This window comes from Stenotrophomonas sp. C9D9, from assembly GCF_056491205.1.
In genome coordinates, this window is sequence record NZ_JBSZIF010000006.1 from 193,413 (window position 1) to 213,689 (window position 20,277).

At 67.2% G+C, this 20,277-nt stretch carries 18 protein-coding genes; 16 read left to right on the forward strand and 2 right to left on the reverse strand.

Annotated elements, in window-relative coordinates; translation table 11 throughout:
* Positions 1-126: 126 nt before the first annotated feature.
* Entirely contained in the window at positions 127-2,505 is a 2,379-nt protein-coding gene (gene ppsA / locus ACXI0D_RS16375) for a phosphoenolpyruvate synthase (RefSeq protein ID WP_014037623.1), read from the reverse strand.
* A gap of 144 nt (positions 2,506-2,649) precedes the next feature.
* Here ppsA and ppsR point away from each other — a divergent pair, with 144 nt between their 5' ends.
* From ppsR to ACXI0D_RS16400, 5 genes are all read left to right on the forward strand, one after another.
* Entirely contained in the window at positions 2,650-3,471 is an 822-nt protein-coding gene (gene ppsR / locus ACXI0D_RS16380) for a posphoenolpyruvate synthetase regulatory kinase/phosphorylase PpsR (protein WP_014037622.1), read from the forward strand.
* Positions 3,472-3,620: 149 nt separating this feature from the next.
* On the forward strand, positions 3,621-4,130 hold the full coding sequence (locus ACXI0D_RS16385; RefSeq protein WP_032956108.1) for a DUF1249 domain-containing protein: 510 nt from the start codon (positions 3,621-3,623) through the stop codon (positions 4,128-4,130).
* Between the two features lie 42 nt (positions 4,131-4,172).
* Entirely contained in the window at positions 4,173-4,661 is a 489-nt protein-coding gene (locus tag ACXI0D_RS16390; RefSeq protein ID WP_101765708.1) for an NUDIX hydrolase, read from the forward strand.
* A 143-nt stretch (positions 4,662-4,804) separates the two neighbouring features.
* Entirely contained in the window at positions 4,805-5,422 is a 618-nt protein-coding gene (locus tag ACXI0D_RS16395; RefSeq protein WP_101765707.1) for a DUF2239 family protein, read from the forward strand.
* A 118-nt stretch (positions 5,423-5,540) separates the two neighbouring features.
* On the forward strand, positions 5,541-6,902 hold the full coding sequence (locus ACXI0D_RS16400) for an MATE family efflux transporter (RefSeq protein WP_119006448.1): 1,362 nt from the start codon (positions 5,541-5,543) through the stop codon (positions 6,900-6,902).
* An 84-nt stretch (positions 6,903-6,986) separates the two neighbouring features.
* Here the strand turns inward: ACXI0D_RS16400 and ACXI0D_RS16405 are convergent, their stop codons facing one another.
* Positions 6,987-7,637, reverse strand: coding sequence for a class I SAM-dependent methyltransferase (locus ACXI0D_RS16405; RefSeq protein ID WP_119006447.1), 651 nt, complete (start codon positions 7,635-7,637; stop codon positions 6,987-6,989).
* A 347-nt stretch (positions 7,638-7,984) separates the two neighbouring features.
* On the opposite strand from ACXI0D_RS16405, the gene ACXI0D_RS16410 reads away from it, so the two are divergent.
* From ACXI0D_RS16410 to ACXI0D_RS16460, 11 genes are all read left to right on the forward strand, one after another.
* Positions 7,985-8,599, forward strand: coding sequence for a CDP-alcohol phosphatidyltransferase family protein (locus ACXI0D_RS16410; RefSeq protein WP_014037616.1), 615 nt, complete (start codon positions 7,985-7,987; stop codon positions 8,597-8,599).
* A gap of 22 nt (positions 8,600-8,621) precedes the next feature.
* The gene (gene phaE, locus ACXI0D_RS16415; protein ID WP_119006446.1) at positions 8,622-9,701 is read left to right on the forward strand and encodes a class III poly(R)-hydroxyalkanoic acid synthase subunit PhaE; all 1,080 of its coding nucleotides are present in this window, start codon (positions 8,622-8,624) and stop codon (positions 9,699-9,701) included.
* Positions 9,698-10,765, forward strand: coding sequence for a class III poly(R)-hydroxyalkanoic acid synthase subunit PhaC (locus tag ACXI0D_RS16420; protein ID WP_049444248.1), 1,068 nt, complete (start codon positions 9,698-9,700; stop codon positions 10,763-10,765). Before phaE ends, ACXI0D_RS16420 begins: the two co-directional genes overlap by 4 nt.
* Positions 10,766-10,820: 55 nt before the next feature.
* Complete coding sequence (locus ACXI0D_RS16425) at positions 10,821-11,192, forward strand: YfeK family protein (protein WP_049444460.1); 372 nt, start codon at positions 10,821-10,823, stop codon at positions 11,190-11,192.
* Between the two features lie 67 nt (positions 11,193-11,259).
* Complete coding sequence (locus tag ACXI0D_RS16430; protein ID WP_014037612.1) at positions 11,260-11,463, forward strand: PspC domain-containing protein; 204 nt, start codon at positions 11,260-11,262, stop codon at positions 11,461-11,463.
* A complete protein-coding gene (locus tag ACXI0D_RS16435; protein ID WP_087922925.1) occupies positions 11,460-11,912 on the forward strand; it encodes a hypothetical protein in 453 nt (150 codons plus the stop codon). The genes ACXI0D_RS16430 and ACXI0D_RS16435 overlap by 4 nt, the downstream gene beginning before the upstream one ends.
* Positions 11,913-12,618: 706 nt before the next feature.
* Positions 12,619-12,834, forward strand: coding sequence for a hypothetical protein (locus ACXI0D_RS16440; protein WP_006452005.1), 216 nt, complete (start codon positions 12,619-12,621; stop codon positions 12,832-12,834).
* 207 nt (positions 12,835-13,041) lie between these two features.
* Positions 13,042-15,429: a Tex family protein gene (locus ACXI0D_RS16445; protein WP_479642810.1), complete on the forward strand. Its 2,388-nt coding sequence runs from the start codon at positions 13,042-13,044 to the stop codon at positions 15,427-15,429.
* Between the two features lie 207 nt (positions 15,430-15,636).
* Positions 15,637-17,820, forward strand: coding sequence for a PAS domain S-box protein (locus tag ACXI0D_RS16450; protein WP_479642811.1), 2,184 nt, complete (start codon positions 15,637-15,639; stop codon positions 17,818-17,820).
* 95 nt (positions 17,821-17,915) lie between these two features.
* Positions 17,916-18,599 (forward strand): response regulator transcription factor, encoded by a 684-nt coding sequence (locus tag ACXI0D_RS16455; protein WP_014037608.1) that lies wholly within the window; start codon positions 17,916-17,918, stop codon positions 18,597-18,599.
* On the forward strand, positions 18,577-19,956 hold the full coding sequence (locus ACXI0D_RS16460) for a sensor histidine kinase (RefSeq protein ID WP_479642812.1): 1,380 nt from the start codon (positions 18,577-18,579) through the stop codon (positions 19,954-19,956). Before ACXI0D_RS16455 ends, ACXI0D_RS16460 begins: the two co-directional genes overlap by 23 nt.
* Positions 19,957-20,277: the final 321 nt, after the last annotated feature.

Below are 20,277 nucleotides of genomic sequence, written 5' to 3' on the forward strand. Positions count from 1 at the left end.
GGGGGAAGTCTGCGCGGGGCAGGGCGTACGTGGACGCCAGAAACACGAAGCCCCGCAGAGGCGGGGCTTGCGTGCAGCAGCAGTATGGGCGGACGCCGATGAACACGACGTCAGCCCATCATGGCATCAGCCGTTGGCCTTCAGCTTGGCCAGGCGCAGCCAGGTATCGACCACGGTGTCCGGGTTCAGCGACACCGACTCGATGCCTTCCTGCATCAGCCATTCGGCCAGATCCGGATGATCGGACGGGCCCTGGCCGCAGATGCCAACGTACTTGCCCTTGGCACGTGCCGACTTGATCGCCATCGACAGCAGCTTCTTCACTGCCGGGTTACGTTCGTCGAACAGGTGCGCGACGATCGACGAGTCACGGTCCAGGCCCAGGCTGAGCTGGGTCAGGTCGTTGGAGCCGATCGAGAAGCCGTCGAAGATTTCCAGGAACTCATCGGCGAGCAGTGCGTTGGACGGCACTTCGCACATCATGATGATCTTCAGGCCGTTCTCGCCCTGCTTCAGGCCGTTCTGTTCCAGCACCTCGATGACCTTGCGGCCTTCTTCCAGGGTGCGCACGAACGGAATCATGACCCACAGGTTGTCCAGGCCCATTTCGTTGCGCACGCGCAGCACGGCCTTGCACTCCAGCGCGAAGGCGGCCGAGAAGCTCGGGTCGACGTAACGGCTGGCGCCGCGGAAGCCGATCATCGGGTTCTCTTCGTGCGGCTCGTAGTTGCTGCCGCCGATCAGGTTGGCGTACTCGTTGGACTTGAAGTCCGACAGGCGCACGATCACGGCGTTCGGGGCGACCGAGGCGGTGAGGGTGGCGATGCCTTCGGCCAGGCGATCCACGTAGAAGCTGACCGGATCACCATAGCCGGCGATCTTCTCGTCGATCTTCTTCTTCGTCGCTGCGTCCTGGCGGTCGTATTCCAGCAGCGCGTTCGGGTGGATGCCGATGTGGCTGGCGATGATCATTTCCAGGCGGGCCAGGCCAATGCCGGCGTTCGGCAGCTGGCCGAAGTCGAAGGCACGTTCCGGGTTGGCCACGTTCATCATGATCTTCAGCGGTGCCGGCGGCATGTTGCCCAGATCGGTGGTGGTGCGCTCGAAGCCGAGCTTGCCTTCGTAGATGAAGCCGGTATCGCCTTCAGCGCAGCTGACGGTGACCAGCTGGCCATCTTCGATCACCTTGGTGGCGTTGCCCGAACCGACCACGGCCGGCACGCCCAGCTCGCGCGCGATGATCGCGGCGTGGCAGGTACGGCCGCCACGGTTGGTGACGATGGCCGAAGCGCGCTTCATCACCGGCTCCCAATCGGGATCGGTCATGTCGGCGATCAGCACGTCGCCCGGCTGCACGCGGTTCATGTCATCCAGCGTCTTCACCACGCGGGCCACGCCCGAGCCGATCTTGGCACCGACGGCACGACCTTCGGCCAGCACGTTGCCGCCCTTTTCAGTCAGCGCGAAGCGCTCGATCTGGGTGGCATGGCTGCGCGACTTCACCGTTTCCGGGCGGGCCTGCACGATGAACAGCTTGCCGCTGACACCGTCCTTGGCCCACTCGATGTCCATCGGGCGGCCGTAGTGCTTTTCGATGACCAGCGCCTGCTTGGACAGTTCCTGCACGTCCTCGTCGCTGATCGAGAAGGTGTTGCGCAGTTCGACCGGGGTGTCCTCGATCCTGACGCGCTCACCCGGGACATCCGAGTACACCATGCGGATCGCCTTGCTGCCGAGCGAACGGCGCAGGATCGCCGGCTTGCCGGCCTGCAGGGTGGGCTTGTAGACGTAGTACTCGTCCGGGTTGACCGCGCCCTGCACGACCATTTCGCCCAGGCCGAAGGACGAGGTGACGAACACCACGTCGCGGAAGCCGGACTCGGTGTCCAGGGTGAACAGCACGCCGGAGGAACCGACGCCCGAACGCACCATCAGCTGCACGCCGGCGGACAGGAACACGTCCTCATGCTTGAAGCCGTGGTGCACGCGGTAGGCGATGGCGCGGTCGTTGTACAGCGAGGCGAACACTTCCTTGACCTTGTGCACGACGTCGTCGGCACCGGTGACGTTGAGGAAGGTTTCCTGCTGGCCGGCGAAGGAGGCATCCGGCAGATCCTCGGCGGTGGCCGAGGAACGCACGGCCACGGCCACGTCGCCGCCGCCATTGTCGGCGCTCAGCTGGGCGTAGGCGGTGCGGATGTCCTGGTCCAGCTGCGGCTGCAGTGGCGCATCGATCACCCATGTGCGGATTTCCTTGCCGGCGGCGGTCAGTGCGTTGACGTCCTCGACGTCCAGCGTGGCCAGCTTGTCGAAGATGCGCTTGGACAGATCGTTGTGCGCGATGAAGTCCTTGAAGGCTTCAGCGGTGGTGGCATAACCGCCCGGCACCGAAACGCCCAGACCGGCGAGGTTGCCGATCATCTCGCCCAGCGACGAATTCTTGCCGCCTACGCGGGCCAGATCGGCCAGACGCAGTTCGTGCAACCACAGGATGTTCTCGTTCAAGCGCGATGCTCCGTTTGGCCATCGCCCGAGGCGGGCTGAGTGGCCGCGTCCGTAGGAAGAAGCCGATATGATGCCGGGCAGAGCACCGTCGGCACAAGCTTGTGCTGGCGGCCTTTTTAAGCTTCGTAGGGGGTAAAAGCGCGCATGTCGACCATCCGTCCGGTGTTCTACGTTTCCGATGGAACCGGTATCACCGCTGAAACCATTGGGCATAGCCTGCTTACCCAGTTCTCCGGGTTCAGCTTCATTACCGACCGCATGTCGTTTGTCGACGACCCCGAAAAAGCGCGTGAAGCCTGTGCCCGGATCCAGGCGGCGGGGGAGCGGTACCAGGTCCGGCCGATCGTGGTGAACTCCTGCGTGGACCAGAGCCTGAGCCTGATCCTGGCCGACAGCGGGGCGCTGATGCTGGATGTGTTCGCGCCGTTCATCGAGCCGCTGGAGCGTGAACTGGCCAGTCCGCGCCTGGCGCGGGTCGGCCAGGCCCACGGCATGGTCGATTTCGACACCTACCACCGCCGCATCAACGCGATGAACTTCGCCCTGACCCATGACGATGGGATCGCGGTGAACTACGACGATGCCGACGTGATCCTGGTGGCGGTGTCGCGCGCCGGCAAGACGCCCACCTGCATCTACCTGGCCCTGCATTACGGGGTGCGCGCGGCCAACTACCCGCTGACCGACGAAGACCTGGAAAGTGACCGCCTGCCGCCGCGGCTGCGTGCCTACCGGCGCAAGCTGTTCGGCCTGACCATCGACCCGGATCGTCTGCAGCAGATCCGCCAGGAGCGTCGCCCGAACTCGCGCTACGCCAACCTGGACACCTGCAAGCGCGAGGTGGCCGCGGCCGAGACCATGTTCCGCATGGAGCGGATCCCGACCCTGAGCACCACGCATACCTCGATCGAGGAGATTTCCAGCAAGGTGCTGGCCACGCTGGGTCTGCAGCGCGAGCTGTATTGATCCGTGCGCCACGACCAACGGTCGTGGCCTACCTGGGGGCGGGCATTGCCCCTTCTCCGCGGTGGGTATCGACCGTTGGTCGATACCGAGCCCCTTTGGTCGGGACGATCCCGCCCCCACGTTGAAGCACCAACGTGTAGGATCGACCCATGGCCCAAGCCTCGCCCCGCACCGAACGCATTCCCCGCCTGAGCCGGCTCAGCTGGCTCATGGGCCTGTACGCGGAAAACTACCGCCACCTGGTGCGCCTGTTCGAACCGGCCGGACTGGTGGCGGGCAGCTACATTTCCTCGATCGGCGACGGCCTGGATGTCCGCCTGGACGTGATCGAGTGCCACCGCTACACGGTGGAACTGCGCCTGACCTACGACCTGGCCGACCCGGTCACCGGTGAGCCGGATCCCTCGGCATATGTGCGCCTTTACCGTGACGCGCGCCAGGCCGAGACCACCCACTGCTACGTCGGTCGTCGCTGGCAGGACACCATGGGCCTGTACCCGCCGCCGGCGGAGCTGATCAGCCACCGCATGCGGATGAACACCTTCCTCGGCAAGTGGCTGGAATACCTGGCCGAGCGTGGCCACGGTGTCGCCACCCTGCGCCGCGATCCCGACGGCGCCGGCACGCCCGCCGAGCGCCGCCTGTCGCTGGTGCGCTGATCGGCCATAATCCACGGCTGACCTGCCGCTGGATGCTGCCCCATGCCGTATACCCCGATCGTCGCCACCCTGGGCTATGTGCTGTCGCCCGATCGTCGCCAGGTGTTGATGATCCACCGCAACACCCGTCCCGGTGACCACCACCTGGGCAAGTACAACGGGCTGGGCGGCAAGATCGAAGCGGACGAGGATGTGGCGGCCAGCATGCGCCGCGAGATCGCCGAGGAAGCCGGCATCCTCTGCACCGACATGCACCTGCGCGGCACCATCAGCTGGCCGGGCTTCGGCAAGCACGGCGAGGACTGGCTGGGCTTCGTGTTCGTCATCGATGGATTCGAGGGCACCCCGCACGGCGGCAACCACGAGGGCACGCTGGAGTGGGTGGACCTGGACAAGCTGGACACGCTGCCGATGTGGGAGGGCGACCGCAACTTCCTGCCGCTGGTGTTCGACGCCGACCCGCGCCCGTTCCATGGGGTGATGCCGTACAAGGACGGCCGCATGGTCAGCTGGTCCTACAGTCGTCTGTGACCCGAAGAATCGGGTGGGCGCCAACCTTTCGGGTGGGTGCCAACCTTGGTTGGCACGCTCCCCTGGTTAATTAATACCCGGGCAATATTGACTCCCATAAATTACCCGGGCAATATTGGCGCGTCACCTCTGATGCCATTGCCATGCCTGCGTCCCGACTTCCTCCCTTCAGCTGTTTCGACGGCCATCGCCTGGTCGCTTCCGGTACCCCTGAAGTGGCTGCGCTGGCGTTGAAACAGCTGCGTGCCGACAACGCCGCCGGTCCGCTGCTGGTATTCGACAACGCCAGCGGCCGAACCCGCGATTTCGACACGCGCGGCAGCGACGCAGAACTGCTGGCGCGGGTGACCGAAGCGTTTCCCGCCGCCATGGAGGCGGAGGCCGATGCCACTGCCGAAGATGCACCCGCAACCCCGCGTGGCCGTGGCCGCCCCAAGCTGGGCGTGGTCGCCCGCGAAGTGACGCTGTTGCCGCGCCATTGGGCGTGGCTGGCCGAACAGCCGGGTGGGGCTTCCGTGGTACTGCGCAGGCTGGTGGAAGCGGCCAGCCGTGCCGGTGCCGACAAGGACCGGCAGCGCCGCCACAGCGAGCGTGCCTATCACTTCCTGCAGGCCATCGCCGGTGACCTGCCGGGCTTCGAGGAGGCCATCCGCGTGCTGTTCGCGCACGACCGCGCGGGCCTGGAAGCGGCGCTGCATTCCTGGCCCGAGGACGTGCGTGACCACGCCCTGCGCCTGGCCTTCGAAGACGCTGACGGCTGAGCCATCGCGCCGTTGCTGAGCGACGGCGTCATCTGATCGCGGGCCGCGGCCCGCTTCCCCTGTGCTTGCTTTGCTGGCGGAAACGCCGGGCAGGGCGGCGCCTTGCCCAGAGAACCCCATGAGCACCCCTGTACATCCGATACCTCCGGCAGCACCCCCGCTTTGGCGCACCTACCTGACGCTGCTGCTGCCGATGTTGCTGACCAATGCGCTGCAGCTGGCCGCAGGCACGCTGGACAACATCTATCTCGGCCACCTGCTTGGCACACAGGCGGTGGCTGCGGCCGCCGCGTTCTTCCCGGTCTTCTTCCTGCTGCTGGCCCTGGTGATGGGCCTGGCCACGGGCGCAATGGTGTTGATCGGCCAGGCCTGGGGCGCGGGTCGCCCGCAGCAGGCACGCGCGGTGGCTGGCAGCGCGGTGGCGCTGATCCTGCTGTTGTCGGTGCTGGTGATGGCCTTGGGCGGCGGTTTCGCGCCACAGCTGCTGGCGGCGCTGGGTACGCCGGCAGCGGTCCTCAGTGAGTCCATTGTCTATGCGCGCGTGCTGCTGCTGGCGGCCCCGGCGTTCTTCCTGCTGTGGCTGGCCACTGCCGTGAGCCGTGCAGTGGGCGATGCGACGTCGCCGCTGCATGCGCTGCTGCTGGCCACGGCGGTCGGTCTGCTGTGCACGCCGCTGCTGATCCTGGGCGGGGCAGGCCTGCCGCAGCTGGGTTCGGCCAGTGCGGCCGTATCCGCGGCGTTCGCGTCGCTGCTGGCCCTGGCCTGGTTGCTGTGGCGCTGGCATCGGGTGCGGCATCCGCTGGCGCCGGGCCGTGACCTGCTGCGCGCCATCCGTTTCGACGGCGCGATCATCCGCGAGATGCTGCGCATCGGCGTGCCGTCTTCGTTGCAGATGCTCAGCCTGGCCATTGCCGAGATCGTGTTGCTGGGCTGGATCAACCGCTACGGCTACACGGCCACGGCCGCCTATGGTGCGGTCAACCAGTTGATGAGCTGGGTGCAGCTGCCGGCGATGTCACTGGGCATTACCGCCACCATCCTCGCGGCGCATGCGATGGGCGCGGGGCGTACGGCGCGGCTGCCCGCCATCGCCCGCGCCGGCGTGCTGCTTGGACTGGCGATGCTGAGCGCGGTGGTGCTGCTGGTGATGGTGCTGGCGCCCTGGCTGACTGGGCTGATCCTGGTGACGACCGAAGCGCGCGAACTGGCCACGCTGCAGTTGCGCACAGTAGCGTGGGGCGTGCTGGCGATGGGAGGCAGCACTGTGCTGGTCGGGGTGATGCGCGGCAGCGGAACGGTTTTGCTGCCCGCGTTGCTGGGCATGGCGGCGGTACTGCTGCTGGAGCTGCCGCTGGCGATGTGGTTGCAGGCGCGGCATGGGCTGGCCGGCGTGTGGTGGGCGTGGCCGCTGGGGTTGCTGGCGATGCTGGTGATGCAGGTGTTCTGTTTCGCGCGTTGGCGTCGGGTGCAGGCTGGGTAGTGCCGGCCTCTGGCCGGCAACCCGGAACGGTCGGGGCAGCCGGCCAGCGGTCGGGGCAGCCGGCCAGCGGCCGGCTCTACCACTTCAGCGCCGCTGTGCCAGCAGCAGGTGGAAGTGCTTTTCGCGGGTCTGGCCGTCATTGCCGCTTGCGGTTTCGCGGTGGCTGCGCCAGGCCGAGACGCGGAAGCCGGATACCCGCAGGGCCAGCTCCACCGCGTCCAGTTCATGCAGCTGGAAATCGGCGGCGAACGGCAGGCTGCGCATGAAGGCCGCATCGCCAAACGCCAGGCACAAGCGGCCGCCCCGGCGCAGCACCCGCGCCAGCTCGTCCAGCACCGGGGCCAGGTTTGGCCAGAAGTACAGGGTATTGACCGCCAGCGCCGCATCCATCGAGGCATCGCTGACTGGCAGGGCATGGGCGTCGCCGAGGCGCATCGTGGCACGGTCGCTCAGCCCGGCGGCGCTCAGGCGCTGATTGCCGGCCTCGACCATGGCAGCGGACAGTTCGATCCCCAGGTACTGGCTGTCCGCGGCCTGCAGAAGCGCGGGCGCGAAGGCGGCGTTGCCGGGACCGATCTCCAGGATGCGTTCGCCTGCCGACACCGCCAGCAGGCCGATCGCCGCGCGGTTGAGCGCGCCGTTGCTGCGATTCATTGAATCGGCCACCGCCAGTGCGGCGTCGCCATGGGGCTGCCGCAGCTGCGCGGCCAGGGAGGAGGCATCCAGCATCGTCATCGTCGTCCGTCGGTGGGTTTCGGACGTGGCGGCGGCGGGCCCGCCGATGACCATAGCGCCGACTCTGCCGCTTGGGAAGTAGGGAAACCCCGCGGAAGGGTGATGAGGAAATGTCCACCGTCGCAGTCGGTGAGATCTGGTTGTCCACAGGGGGTGTGGATTACGCGTGGGCAACTTTGTGGATAAGCCGCGACAGGCGCCACCCCCCTAGGCTGTCAAGATGGGTGGCGAAAAATTCACCGCCGGTGACGACGGGTGAGGGAGCGGTGAAGGAGTGGCCCTGCCAGCGCTGTCGCCAGCGGCGGCGCTCGCGGTAACCTGTGGGCCTTGATGCTCCGTGAGACCCCATGAAACGTCACTTCTCGATGCTGCGCGAATTCCAGCTGGCCGACTGGTTCACCCTGGCCAATGCTTTCTGCGGCACCGGTGCGGTGTTTGCCGCGATGCGCTTCCTGCAGGACGGCGAGCGCGGCTACCTGCTGTTCGGCATGGCGCTGATCCCGCTGGCCTTCATCTTCGACGCCCTCGACGGGCGCATCGCGCGCTGGCGCAAGTCCAGCTCCACCCTCGGCCGCGAACTGGACTCGCTGTCCGACGTGATCTCCTTCGGCGTGGCACCGGCAGCGCTGGCGTATGCCTGCGGCATGCAGGGCGGCTGGGACTGGCTGGTACTGAGCTACTTCGTCTGCTGTGGTGTCAGCCGCCTGGCACGCTACAACGTCACCGCCGAGGCGCTGGCCGGCGACGAGGGCAAGGTCGCGTATTTCGAGGGCACCCCGATCCCGACCAGCCTGCTGCTGGTGATCGTGCTGGCGATCGCCGCCGGTACCGATGCCATCGGCCAGAACATCTGGTTCGGCCAGTGGCAGATCGGCCCGTGGCAGCTGCACCCGATGGTGCTGTTGTTCGCCCTGTCCGGGTCGCTGATGATCAGCAAGACCCTGCGTATCCCCAAGCCATGAGCCAGCCCTGCGGAGGCCTGCGATGACCAGCTCTGCCCACGACACCGGCAGCAGTGATTTCGAAGCCCTGGCCCGGCAGTACTTCGGCGCCTGGGGCGATGCCCTGCGCCATGCGAGCACGCCCGGCGCCCCGGCCGGTGACGATCCCGGCAGCTGGCAGCGGTTGTTCGACTGGTGGGGCCAGCTGCTGCCCGAACAGGCGCACGGCGCGCCGGAAGATGCCATGCGCCGGTTCCGCGAACAGGCGGGCAGCTGGTACGGCACCATGCAGGAAGTCGCCGCCCGGTTTGCCGGCCGCGACGCCAGCAGTGCCGACGTCGCCCAGGCCTGGCGCGAAGCGGTGCAGGGGCAGGGTGACGGCATGCTGCAATGGATGCTGCAGGGCGCGCGTGGCAGCACCCACGCCGGTGCCGCGGTGCCGGAATTCGCCGCCTGGCTGCAGCAGTTCCAGCTGCAGGCCGGCCCGTGGCTGCAGAGCCCGGCGTTCGGGCCTGGCCGCGAGCATCAGGCGCGGTGGCAGGCCCTGCTGCGTGCGCAGGAGGAATACCAGCAGCATTCGCGCGCCTACGTCGATCAGATCAAGCAGGCGCTGGACGAGGCCTTCGCACTGTTCGAGCAGCGGCTGGCCGAGCACGAGCAGCCCGGCAGCCAGCTGACCAGCGCCCGCGCGATGTTCGACCTGTGGATTGAAGTGGCGGAGGAAGCCTACGCCAAGGTCGCCATGTCCGAGCCGTTCCAGCAGGTATACGCCGCGCTGGGCAACGCACAGATGCGGCTGCGCGCCGGCCTGCAGCGCGAGGTGGAACAGATGAGTGAACGGATCGGCCTGCCGACCCGCAGCGAGATGGACGCAGCACACCGCCGCATCGCCGAGTTGGAGCGCAGCCTGCGCCGCCTGCAGGCGCAGGTGGTGGCCATGGCCGGTACGGGCGAGGTCGATCCGGTGGCGCAGCCGGCACCGGCGAAGGTGAAGCCTGCCGCGCGCAAGGCCGCGAAGAAGGCCGCGCCGGCAAAGAAGGCGTCTGCGAAAAAGGTGTCTGCGAAGAAGGCGCCCGCGAAAAAGGCTGCACCTCGCACTTCCACGCGGGCGCGTGACCGATGAAAGGACCGCTGGGCTTCAACGCCGATGACCTGATGCAGGAAACCCTGGCCATGCAGCGCAAGCTGATGGAAGGGCTGAAGCTGCTGCCGCAGGTGGAAGACGTGGACTATGGCGTGACCGCGCGCGAGGAAGTCTGGCGCGACGGCAAGGTGGTGCTGTACCGCTTCGTCGGCGAGCAGGCACCGACCCGGCGCACGCCGCTGCTGATCGTCTACGCGCTGGTCAACCGGCCGTACATGGTCGACCTGCAGGCCGACCGTTCGCTGGTGCAGAAGCTGCTGGCGCTGGGCCAGGATGTCTACGTGCTGGACTGGGGCTACCCGGATCGTTCCGAACGCTTCCAGACCCTGGAGGACTACCTGCTGCGCTACATCGATGGCGCGGTGGATGCGCTGCGCGCGCGCAGTGGTGGCCCGGTCGACCTGCTCGGCATCTGCCAGGGCGGCGTGTTCGCGCTGTGCTACGCCGCACTGCGGCGGCAGAAGCTGGGCAAGCTGATCACCATGGTCACCCCGGTCGATTTCCAGACTGCCGATAACATGCTCTCGCACTGGGCGCGGCAGGTGGACGTGGACCTGCTGGTCGACACGCTGGGCAACATCCCGGCCGACCTGATGAATGCCAGTTACCTGATGCTCAAGCCGTTCCGCCTGAACGTGCAGAAGTACGTCGGCCTGCTCGACATCCTCGACGACAAGGCGGCGCTGGAGGATTTCCTGCGCATGGAGAAGTGGATCTTCGATTCACCGGACCTGGCGGGCGAGGCGTTCCGCGACTTCATCAAGCAGTTCTACCAGGGTAACGGGCTGGTGAACGGCACGGTGCGGATCGGCGAGGAAGCGGTGGATCTGTCGCAGGTGACCCTGCCGGTGCTGAACATCTATGCCGAGCAGGACCATCTGGTGCCGCCGGATGCCTCGCGCGCAATGCGTGGACGCCTGGGTACGGACGACTACACCGAATCCAGTTTCCGCGGCGGCCATATCGGCATCTACGTGTCCGGCCGCGCACAGCGCGAAGTGCCGGCCACGATCGATGGCTGGTTGAAGGCGCGCGACGCGTAAAGGCTGCTTCGGTTTTTGTAGCGTCGAGCCATGCTCGACTGCATGGAGAATGATGATGTCGCAAAGGATTTCGCAGCTGCTTGCCACGCTGCTGCTGGCAGCGCCCCTTGCCCAGGCCGCCCCCAGCGCGGATGCGCGAAGAGAAATCGCCCAGCTGATCTCCAGCCTGGACGGCTCCCAATGCCGGTTCCAGCGCAATGGCAGCTGGTACGACGGCAGCGATGCGCGCGCGCACCTGCAGCGCAAGTACGACTACCTGCTGAAGAAGGACATGGTGGACAGCGCCGAGCAGTTCATCGAGCGCGCCGCCAGCCAGAGCAGCATGAGCGGCAAGCCCTATCGCATCCAGTGCCCGGGGCAGCCTGAACAGACGGCAGCGGCCTGGTTCGGTGCACGCCTGCAGGCATTGCGTCACCGCACGCCGTAGACACGGCCCGGGTGTAGAGTCGAGCCATGCTCGACTGGTTCTGCCCGCAAGCCGAGGAGACGCCGCCATGAATACCACGCCCAAGACGCTGTCGCGCTCGCTGAACGACCGCATGATTGCCGGCGTGATGGGCGGAATCGCCCACCGCTTTGGCTGGAACCCCACGCTGGTGCGGATCGTGTTCGTGCTGGTCTCGATCGGCTCGGCGGCTTTCCCCGGCATCCTGGTCTACCTGATCCTGTGGCTGCTGATGCCGAACGAGGCCGATTGAAGACTGCTCCGGAGCCCTGGCCGATCTGGCTGCGCGCGCTGCAGGTGCTGGGCGCGGCATGGGCGTCCCCCAATTCTCTGCTCGGCCTGATCGGTGGCCTGGCCGGCATGCTCGGCGGCGCGACGCTGCGCTGGAGCGGGCGGGACTGCGCCCTGGTGTTCGACCGCTGGCCGTGGGGGCCGGGCGGGGCGATCACGCTGGGCAATGTGATCCTGCATACCGGCCATGACCTGGGCATTTCCTGCCGCACCTATGCGCACCAGGCCGGGTGGGGCGTGGAGCCGCTGATCCGGCTGGACGACCACGAGCGCGCGCACGTGTACCAGTACATGGTGCTGGGGCCGCTGTACCTGCCGGTATACCTGCTGTGTGGTGGCGTGAGTGCGCGCAACCCGTTCGAGCGCGCGGCCGATCATTTCGCCCGGTTCGGGCGTGGCTGGTGGCCGTAGGTTCCAGCCAACGGCGCAGCCCCTCGTGGCTTGGTCGCGGAATGCCTGCTTCCTGGGGGCTGGCCGGGTGGGTGGGGCTGGCGGGGACGCCGTGAACCCATCCATGGGGGCTTAGCCGCGGCATCCATGCCGCGGATACCCCGCCAGCGCCACCCACCCGGCCGCTGACAGTTTCCGTGCGCGCCAGGCCACGGAAGAGAATAAAGAACAGCAGAAGCGGGTCGCGCGCTGCGCTTGCTCGTGAGCCGAACATGGGCTCGGCTCTTCAAAAAGCGGCCAGCCAGGCTGCTTTTGCTTTTGATCTTCTTTTTTCTTTTCCGTGGCTGGACGTGCCCGAAAACTGTCGGGGCGGTCGGGGTGGGTTCGCGGGACCGTTGGCGCCATGGATGGCGCCATCGAGCCCCCATGGACGGGTTTACGGCGTGTCCCGCGAACCCACCCCGACCGACCCAATCACATGAAGCGCATTTCGCGACCCAGCCACGAGGGGCTGCGCCGTTGGCGGGAATCCCCCGCGGATTCGTTAGGCGGAAGTTAAAGATCCGTAAGCATTCTGCTGCGATCCCGCAGTCATCTGCATGCAACCGATCGTCATTAGCCTTCGTGACGTTCCAGTCAGGTTCGACGCGGTAAGCTCTCCCTCGATGAGCTCGCAGCATCGCTCATCGAGTGCAGTACGCAGTAGTAATTTGGAGGAATACATCACATGGCAATCGTTCTTTATGTCGGTGGTAGCAAGGATGGCGAGAAGGGCGTGGTGCCCTACGGCTTCAGCAAATCCCGCGCCGACACCGCGCTGGGGCCGGAGTTCTACACGGAGCGGTTCATGGAACTGCAGGGTGTCGGCAAGGTCCGCCTGATGGCCCTGGAAAGCATGCGTGACGACATCGTCATGCAGCGCGCCGCCCGCCACTACCGCTGACCTTCGCAACACGCGGCAGGGCGCGCCCACCATCGTGCGCCCGCGCCGGCATCCCAGCCCTGGGCCAGTCCGAGCCCTCTCTTCGCCAGGATGCCGGCGTCCACTCCGGCCTAGCCGCTGAACCTCGCCCCCTGTCAATGCCTTGTCCGGCTCCGTCGTGGATTGCCAGAATGGGGTCTTCCCGAAACGCGGCACAGACCTGAAGCAATGCACGACGCCAAGAACGCCCAGAGCGCGCTCGCCCAGCAGATCGCCCAGACCATCGCCGACGAGATCGGTGCCCAGTCCGCCCAGGTACGTGCCGCCGTCGGCCTGCTCGACGAAGGCGCCAGCGTTCCGTTCATCGCGCGCTACCGCAAGGAAGTGACCGGGGGCCTGGACGACACCCAGCTGCGCAACCTGGAAGTGCGCCTGACTTACCTGCGCGAACTGGAAGACCGGCGCGCGGCGGTGCTGGCCAGCATCGGCGAGCAGGGCAAGCTCAGCGACGAACTGCGCAACGACATCCTGGCCGCCGATACCAAGAGCCGGCTGGAAGACCTGTACCTGCCGTACAAGCCCAAGCGCCGTACCCGCGCCCAGATCGCCCGCGAGGCCGGTCTGGAACCGCTGGCCGACGGCCTGCTGGGCGACCCGACGCAGGACCCTCAGGTGTTTGCTGCCGGTTTCGTCGACACCGACAAGGGCGTGGCCGACACCAAGGCCGCACTGGAAGGCGCCCGCGCGATCCTGATGGAGCGCTGGGGCGAAGATGCCGCGCTGGTTGGCGAGCTGCGCACCTGGCTGGGCGAGACCGGCGTGATCCGCGCCCGTGTGGCCGAGGGCAAGGAAACCGAAGGCGCCAAGTACCGCGATTATTTCGAACATGCCGAGGCGCTGGCGAAGATTCCATCACACCGCTTGCTGGCGCTGTTCCGTGCCCGCCGCGAGGAGATCCTGTTCCTGGAACTGGACCCGGGCAGCGATGCCGAGGCCGGCCACCAGTACGCCGAGGGACGCGTGGCGCGCAAGGCCGGCATCGCCGACCAGGGCCGTGCCGCCGACCGCTGGCTACTGGATGCCTGCCGCCTGACCTGGCGCGCCAAGCTGCACACCCATCTGCTGCTGGACCTGTTCAACCAGGCTCGCGAAAAGGCCGAAGCCGAAGCCATCGCGGTGTTCGGCGACAACCTGAAGGACCTGCTGCTGGCCGCACCGGCGGGCCCGAAGACCGTACTCGGGCTGGATCCGGGCATCCGCACCGGCTGCAAGATTGCCGTGGTCGATGCCACCGGCAAACTGGTCGCCACCGACACCATCTACCCGCATGAGCCGCGTCGCCAGTGGGAGCAGTCGCTGCAGACGATCAAGCAGCTGTGCGCCAAGCACAACGTGGAACTGATTGCGATCGGCAACGGCACCGCCAGCCGCGAAACCGACAAGCTGGCCGGCGAAGCGATCAAGGCTGCCGCCAATCCGAAGCTCCAGAAGGTGGTGGTCAGCGAGGCGGGTGCGTCGGTGTACTCGGCCTCGGAATTCGCGGCCAAGGAATTCCCGGGGCTGGACGTGTCGCTGCGTGGCGCGGTGTCGATTGCACGCCGCCTGCAGGATCCGCTGGCCGAACTGGTGAAGATCGAACCCAAGGCGATCGGCGTTGGCCAGTACCAGCACGACGTGGACCAGTACCGCCTGGCACGGGCGCTGGATGCGCGCGTGGAGGACTGCGTGAACGCGGTCGGCGTGTACGTGAACACCGCCTCGGCCGCGCTGCTGTCACGGGTGTCCGGTCTGTCGGCCACCGTGGCCGAGAACATCGTGCGCCATCGCGACGACAACGGCCCGTTCAAGCGTCGCAAGGACCTGCTCAAGGTCGCGCGCCTGGGCGAGAAGACCTTTGAGCAGTGCGCCGGCTTCCTGCGCATCGCCGATGGTGACCAGCCGCTGGACGCCTCGGCGGTACACCCCGAAGCCTATCCGGTGGTTGAGCGCATCGTGGCCAGCACCGCGCGCCCGATCAAGGCGCTGATCGGCGATGGCGGCTTCCTGCGTGGCCTGAAGGCCGAGCAGTTCACCGATGCCACCTTCGGCGTGCCGACCGTGCGCGACATCCTGAAGGAGCTGGAAAAGCCGGGCCGTGACCCGCGCCCGGAGTTCAAGGCGGCGCGCTTCGCCGAGGGCGTCGAGGACATCAAGGACCTGCGCGAGGGCATGGTGCTGGAGGGCGTGGTCAGCAACGTGGCCGCCTTCGGAGCCTTCGTCGATATCGGCGTGCACCAGGACGGCCTGATCCACATCTCGGCGCTCTCCGATACCTTCGTGAAGGACCCGCGCGACGTGGTCAAGGCCGGTGACATCGTCAAGGTGAAGGTGCTGGAGGTGGATGTGGCGCGCAAGCGCATCGCCCTGACCCGGCGCCTGGACGATACCCCGGGCCAGGCCACCAGCCGCCCGGGCCAGCGCGATGAGCGCGGCCAGGGCCAGGGGCCGCGCCGTGACGCTGGCGGCCAGAACCGTGGACCGAACCGCGGCCAGGGCTCTGGTGGCCGTCCTGCCCAGTCTGCGCCGCCGGCCAACAATGCCCTGGCCGAGGCCTTTGCCCGGGCCAAGCGCAGCTGAGGATCGTGCCCCCCGTCACGGTTGATCCGGGGCGGGGGACTTGTCGGTTTTCCCCGTGATTGCGCACACTTGCGCCTGAGGGGGGCGTTTGGCCTCCCCGCTGTCGCTGGGGAGGGCCATGACGCCAGCACGACCCGCCGTCTTCGTTGCAGGCCGCAGCGTTCCGCTGCGGTCGGCGCCTGCCCGTGCCGGCAGGGGACCGGAGTGATGCCGGGCCAGGGCACCCACGGCAATGGACTGCTGGAGCGCCGCCTGCAGGAGTTGGCGGAAGAGCGTCGCCGGCTGGCGATGATCATCGACGGTACCGCTGCGGGAACCTGGGAATGGAACGTGCAGACCGGCGAGATGCGGGTCAATGCGCGCTGGGCCGAGATTGTCGGTTACCGCCTGGATGAGCTGGAACCGATCTGCCAGGAGACGTTCCTGAAGCTGGTCCATCCCGATGACATCGCGCTGTCCGATGCGGCGCTGGATGAGCATTTCGAAGGCCGCACCGACAACTACGCCTGCCTGCTGCGCATGCGCCACAAGAACGGGCAGTGGATCTGGATCCAGGACCGCGGACGGGTCTTCGAATGGGACGCGCAGGGCAAGCCGTTGTGGATGGCCGGCGCGCATGCCGACGTCACCGAGCTGCAGCAGGCGAGGCAGGACGCGGCCGAGACCCGGCAACGCCTGCAGGCCGTGGTCGATGCGTCCGATGAGGTGGCGGTGATCGCCACCGATACCGATGGCACCATCACCCTGTTCAACACGGGTGCGGAGCACCTGCTGGGCTACAGCGCGGCGGAGGTGGTTGGCCAGCGCCGGCTCGACGCCTTCCACGATCCAGCCGAACTGAATGCTTGGTTGCAGCCGCTGGCCGATGCTGATGGCAATCTCCCCGGCGTGTTCGAGGCGCTGAGCGCGCGTGCCGACGGGCAGACCTACTCGCGGCAGTGGACGCTGCTGCGCAAGGATGGCCAGTCACGCCAGGTGCGCCTGTCGATCAGCCGCATGGAGAGTGCTGATGGAGCGCGCATCGGCTACGTCGGCATGGCCATCGACATCACCGAGATCCTGCAGGCGCGCGCCGAAGCGCGGCTGTCGGCGGAGAAGTTCGCTGGCGCGTTCACCTCCGCCGCACTGGGCATGGCACTGGTGTCGCTGGAAGGACGCTGGCTGGACGTCAACGACGCGCTGTGCCGGATCCTGGGCTACCCGCGCGAAGAGCTGCTGCAGGTCGATTTCCAGCGGCTGACCCATCCCGATGACCTGCAGACCGACCTGGCCCTGGTGCAGGATCTGCTGGCCGGGCGGCGCAGCCACTACCACCTGGAAAAGCGCTATCTCGACCGCGACGGACGCATCATCTGGGCGCGGCTGTCGGTGTCGCTGGTGCGCAACGAGCATGGCGAACCGCTGCATTTCGTGTCGCAGATCCAGGACATCACCGCCCAGCGCAGCAGCGAGCAGCGCCTGTTCGAGAGTGAACAACGCAGCCGCATCACGCTGGATGCGGTGGCCGACCTGGTGCTCAGCGTCAGCCTTGATGGCCGCATCGACTACGCCAACGCGGCCGCGGTGCGCACCCTGGCCGGAGATGGCGCCTTGTCGCTGGCCGGGCACAAGGTGCAGGACGTGCTGGCGCTGACCACCGAGTACGCGCCCGGCTCGGTACTGGATGTGTCGGTGCTGCTGGACCCGGAGAGCAATGCGGTGGACCTGCACGCCGACCTGCTGCTGCGGCTGGGCACGGCAACGGTGCCGGTGGACCTGACCCGCGCCTGGCTGCGCGATGACGAAGGCCATGTGCGCGGCGCGGTATGGGTGCTGCGCGACGATACCCAGCAGCGTGCGCGCCAGCGCGAAGCCCGCCACCTGGCCGAGATCGACCCGTTGACCGAGCTGAGCAACCGTCGCGGCTTCGAGGTGCACCTGCAGCAGGCGATCACCCGCGTCGAGCGCACCGGCCAGGCTGCCTCGCTGATGTACATCGATCTGGACCGCTTCAAGCCGGTCAACGACACCTGGGGTCATCTGGCCGGCGACGCCGTGCTGTGGGCGGTGGCCAGCGTGCTGCGCCATGGCGTGCGCGATTCGGATGTGGTGGCGCGGTTGGGCGGTGACGAATTCGCGGTGATCCTGTCCGGTTGTACGCCACGTCGTGCGGCCCGCATCGGCGGTGAACTGCTGCATACGCTGGCGTCCCTGTCGATTCCCTGGGACCAGGACCGGCTTCGGATCGGTGCCAGCATCGGTATCGCGCCGCTGGCCGGCGGCATGAGCGTGGACCAGGCGGTGGCTGCGGCCGATGCCCAGTGCTACCGGGCCAAGGCGATGGGCCGCAACAACGTGCAGGTGCAGGGCGAGCTGTCCGAGCTTCCGGGTGACGACGGCGAGCCGGGCTGAACCGGCCCGCACCGCCCGGATGGATGAAGGATGTTTCATTTGCCCGCGCCGGCTGATTTGGCGAGCATGGGCCAGTCTGGACTTCAGCGGTGCCCATGTCGCGCGTATTGACCATCGAGGATGACGCCATCACGGCCCAGGAGATCGTGGCGGAGCTGGGCAGCCATGGCCTGCAGGTGGACTGGGTGGCCGACGGCCGCGAAGGCCTGGTGCGCGCGGCCAGTGGCGACTACGACGCAATCACGCTGGACCGCATGTTGCCCGGGCTGGATGGCCTGGCCATCGTCACCACCCTGCGCCGGATCGGCATCGATACGCCGGTGCTGATGCTCAGTGCGCTGTCGGATGTCGATGAGCGGGTGCGCGGCCTGCGTGCCGGCGGCGATGACTACCTGACCAAGCCGTTCGCCTCCGACGAGATGGCCGCGCGGGTGGAGGTGCTGCTGCGTCGCCGCCAGCGCCCGGCCGGCAACGAGACCCTGCTGTGCGTGGGGGATCTGCAGCTGGACCTGCTGGCGCGTACCGCCCACCGTGGCGGGCGCAGCCTGAGCCTGCTGCCGACCGAATTCAAGCTGCTGGAATACCTGATGCGCAACGCCGGCCAGGTACTGACCCGGATGATGCTGTTCGAGGAAGTGTGGGGCTATCACTTCGACCCGGGCACCAACCTGATCGACGTGCACATCGGCCGCCTGCGGCGCAAGCTGGACCAGGCCGACGCGCCGTCGCTGATCCGTACCGTGCGTGGCAGCGGCTATGTCCTCAGCGAAACTGTCTGACGGCTGGCGCTCGTCCAGCAGTCGCCTGCTGGGCCTGTACAGCCTGCTGTTCGTGGCCTGGTCGTGCGTGCTGCTGGGGGTGCTGTACTGGAGGGTGTCGCTGTACCTGGACGAGTTGGCACAGTCGGCGGTGCTGCAACGTGCGCACCTGTTCGAGCACTTCACCGGTGATGGCCTGACCGCAGCGCTGCGCGAAAACCGCCGCTACGACCTGCATGGCATCGATGCCTACGGGTTGTTCACCCCCGACGGGCAGCCGATTGCCGGCATGCTGAAGTCGCTGCCGGCGCAGCTGCCGCTCGATGGCAGCGCGCATCCGGTGTCCGGCCTGCCGATTGCCGATGTGAACGCACGCGGCAAGCGCGGTTTCGGCCTGGCGATGCCGACCCGCGACGGCCGCATCCTGGTGCTGGTGCGTTACAGCGGGCCATTGAACGAGGTCAATCACCTGATCCTCGACGCCCTGCTGTGGGGGGTGTCGTTGACCCTGCTGCCGGGGCTGCTTGGCTGGCACCTGCTGCGGCGGCGGCCGCTGCGCCGCATCCAGGCGATCGAGCAGGCCACTGCGCGGATCGTTGCCGGCGACCTGGGCCAGCGCCTGCCGTTGGCCAACCGCCGCGACGAACTGGACATGCTGGCGGCCATCGTCAACGCCATGCTCGACCGCATCGAGCAGTTGATGACCGAGGTCAAAGGGGTATGCGACAACATCGCCCACGATCTGCGTACGCCACTGACGCGCGTGCGTGCGCAGCTGTACCGCATGCGCCAGCAGGTACAGGACGGTGATCCGCAGGCGCTGCCACTGGAGCAGGTGCTGGAAGAAACGGACACACTGATGGTGCGTTTCCGCGCGCTGCTGCGGATCTCCGAGCTGGAAGACCACCAGCGCCGCTCCGGGTTCGACACGCTGGCGCCGGAAGCGTTGCTGCAGGAGGTCCATGCGTTCTACGCGCCGCTGGCGGAGGAGAAGGGCCAGTGGCTGCAGCTGGAACTGGCCGCTGGCCTGCCGGGCGTGGTGGGCGACCGCGGCCTGCTGTTCGAGGCGATCGGCAACCTGCTCGACAACGCGATCCGGTTCGCACCGGAGGGCGGCCGCGTGCAGCTGTCGGCACAGGTGGAGGAGGGGGCTACCAGCATCGTGGTGGAGGATTCGGGCCCGGGCATACCGCCCGCCGAACGCAGCCTGGTGTTCCAGCGTTTCCACCGCGCGGAGGCCAGCAAGGGCGGAGGATTCGGCCTGGGCCTGTCGATCGTGGCAGCCATCGCCGGCCTGCACGGGTTCCGCCTGCAGGTGGCGCAGTCCACGCTGGGCGGCGCCCGCTTCAGCCTGCTGTGCCGACCGCAGCTGCTGTAGAGAGTGTTCTTTTTTTGCAGGGCTTGCAGCCCTGCACCTGCTGCAATCAACGTCAACGTCAAAGGCAGAAGCTGGCATTCCGTGGGGGGGGCGGGGTGGGCCCGGCTGCGGGGGACGCCGTAAATACGTCCTTGTAGGCTCGGTCGCCGCATCCATGCGGCTCACGCCCCCGCAACCGGACCCACCCCGCCTTCGACAGTTTTCTGCGATCTGTTGGAACAGCTCGTGGGGTCAGATCCGTTTTCCGGAGGAAAACGGATCTGACCCCGGAATTTCATTCGATATCTGACAGATGTGTCGACCAAGGTCGACTCCTACCAA

Bases quoted from the DNA above. Each gene is read 5' to 3' on its own strand.
- ACXI0D_RS16405 (WP_119006447.1), bottom strand. From the start codon at position 7,637: ATGACGATGCTGGATGCCTCCTCCCTGGCCGCGCAGCTGCGGCAGCCC.
- ACXI0D_RS16390 (WP_101765708.1), top strand. From the start codon at position 4,173: ATGCCGTATACCCCGATCGTCGCCACCCTGGGCTATGTGCTGTCGCCC.
- ACXI0D_RS16450 (WP_479642811.1), top strand. From the start codon at position 15,637: ATGCCGGGCCAGGGCACCCACGGCAATGGACTGCTGGAGCGCCGCCTG.
- ACXI0D_RS16460 (WP_479642812.1), top strand. From the start codon at position 18,577: ATGTCCTCAGCGAAACTGTCTGACGGCTGGCGCTCGTCCAGCAGTCGC.
- ACXI0D_RS16400 (WP_119006448.1), top strand. From the start codon at position 5,541: ATGAGCACCCCTGTACATCCGATACCTCCGGCAGCACCCCCGCTTTGG.
- phaE (WP_119006446.1), top strand. From the start codon at position 8,622: ATGACCAGCTCTGCCCACGACACCGGCAGCAGTGATTTCGAAGCCCTG.
- ACXI0D_RS16445 (WP_479642810.1), top strand. From the start codon at position 13,042: ATGCACGACGCCAAGAACGCCCAGAGCGCGCTCGCCCAGCAGATCGCC.
- ACXI0D_RS16410 (WP_014037616.1), top strand. From the start codon at position 7,985: ATGAAACGTCACTTCTCGATGCTGCGCGAATTCCAGCTGGCCGACTGG.
- ACXI0D_RS16430 (WP_014037612.1), top strand. From the start codon at position 11,260: ATGAATACCACGCCCAAGACGCTGTCGCGCTCGCTGAACGACCGCATG.
- ACXI0D_RS16385 (WP_032956108.1), top strand. From the start codon at position 3,621: ATGGCCCAAGCCTCGCCCCGCACCGAACGCATTCCCCGCCTGAGCCGG.
- ppsR (WP_014037622.1), top strand. From the start codon at position 2,650: ATGTCGACCATCCGTCCGGTGTTCTACGTTTCCGATGGAACCGGTATC.
- ACXI0D_RS16420 (WP_049444248.1), top strand. From the start codon at position 9,698: ATGAAAGGACCGCTGGGCTTCAACGCCGATGACCTGATGCAGGAAACC.
- ACXI0D_RS16455 (WP_014037608.1), top strand. From the start codon at position 17,916: ATGTCGCGCGTATTGACCATCGAGGATGACGCCATCACGGCCCAGGAG.
- ACXI0D_RS16425 (WP_049444460.1), top strand. From the start codon at position 10,821: ATGTCGCAAAGGATTTCGCAGCTGCTTGCCACGCTGCTGCTGGCAGCG.
- ACXI0D_RS16395 (WP_101765707.1), top strand. From the start codon at position 4,805: ATGCCTGCGTCCCGACTTCCTCCCTTCAGCTGTTTCGACGGCCATCGC.
- ACXI0D_RS16440 (WP_006452005.1), top strand. From the start codon at position 12,619: ATGGCAATCGTTCTTTATGTCGGTGGTAGCAAGGATGGCGAGAAGGGC.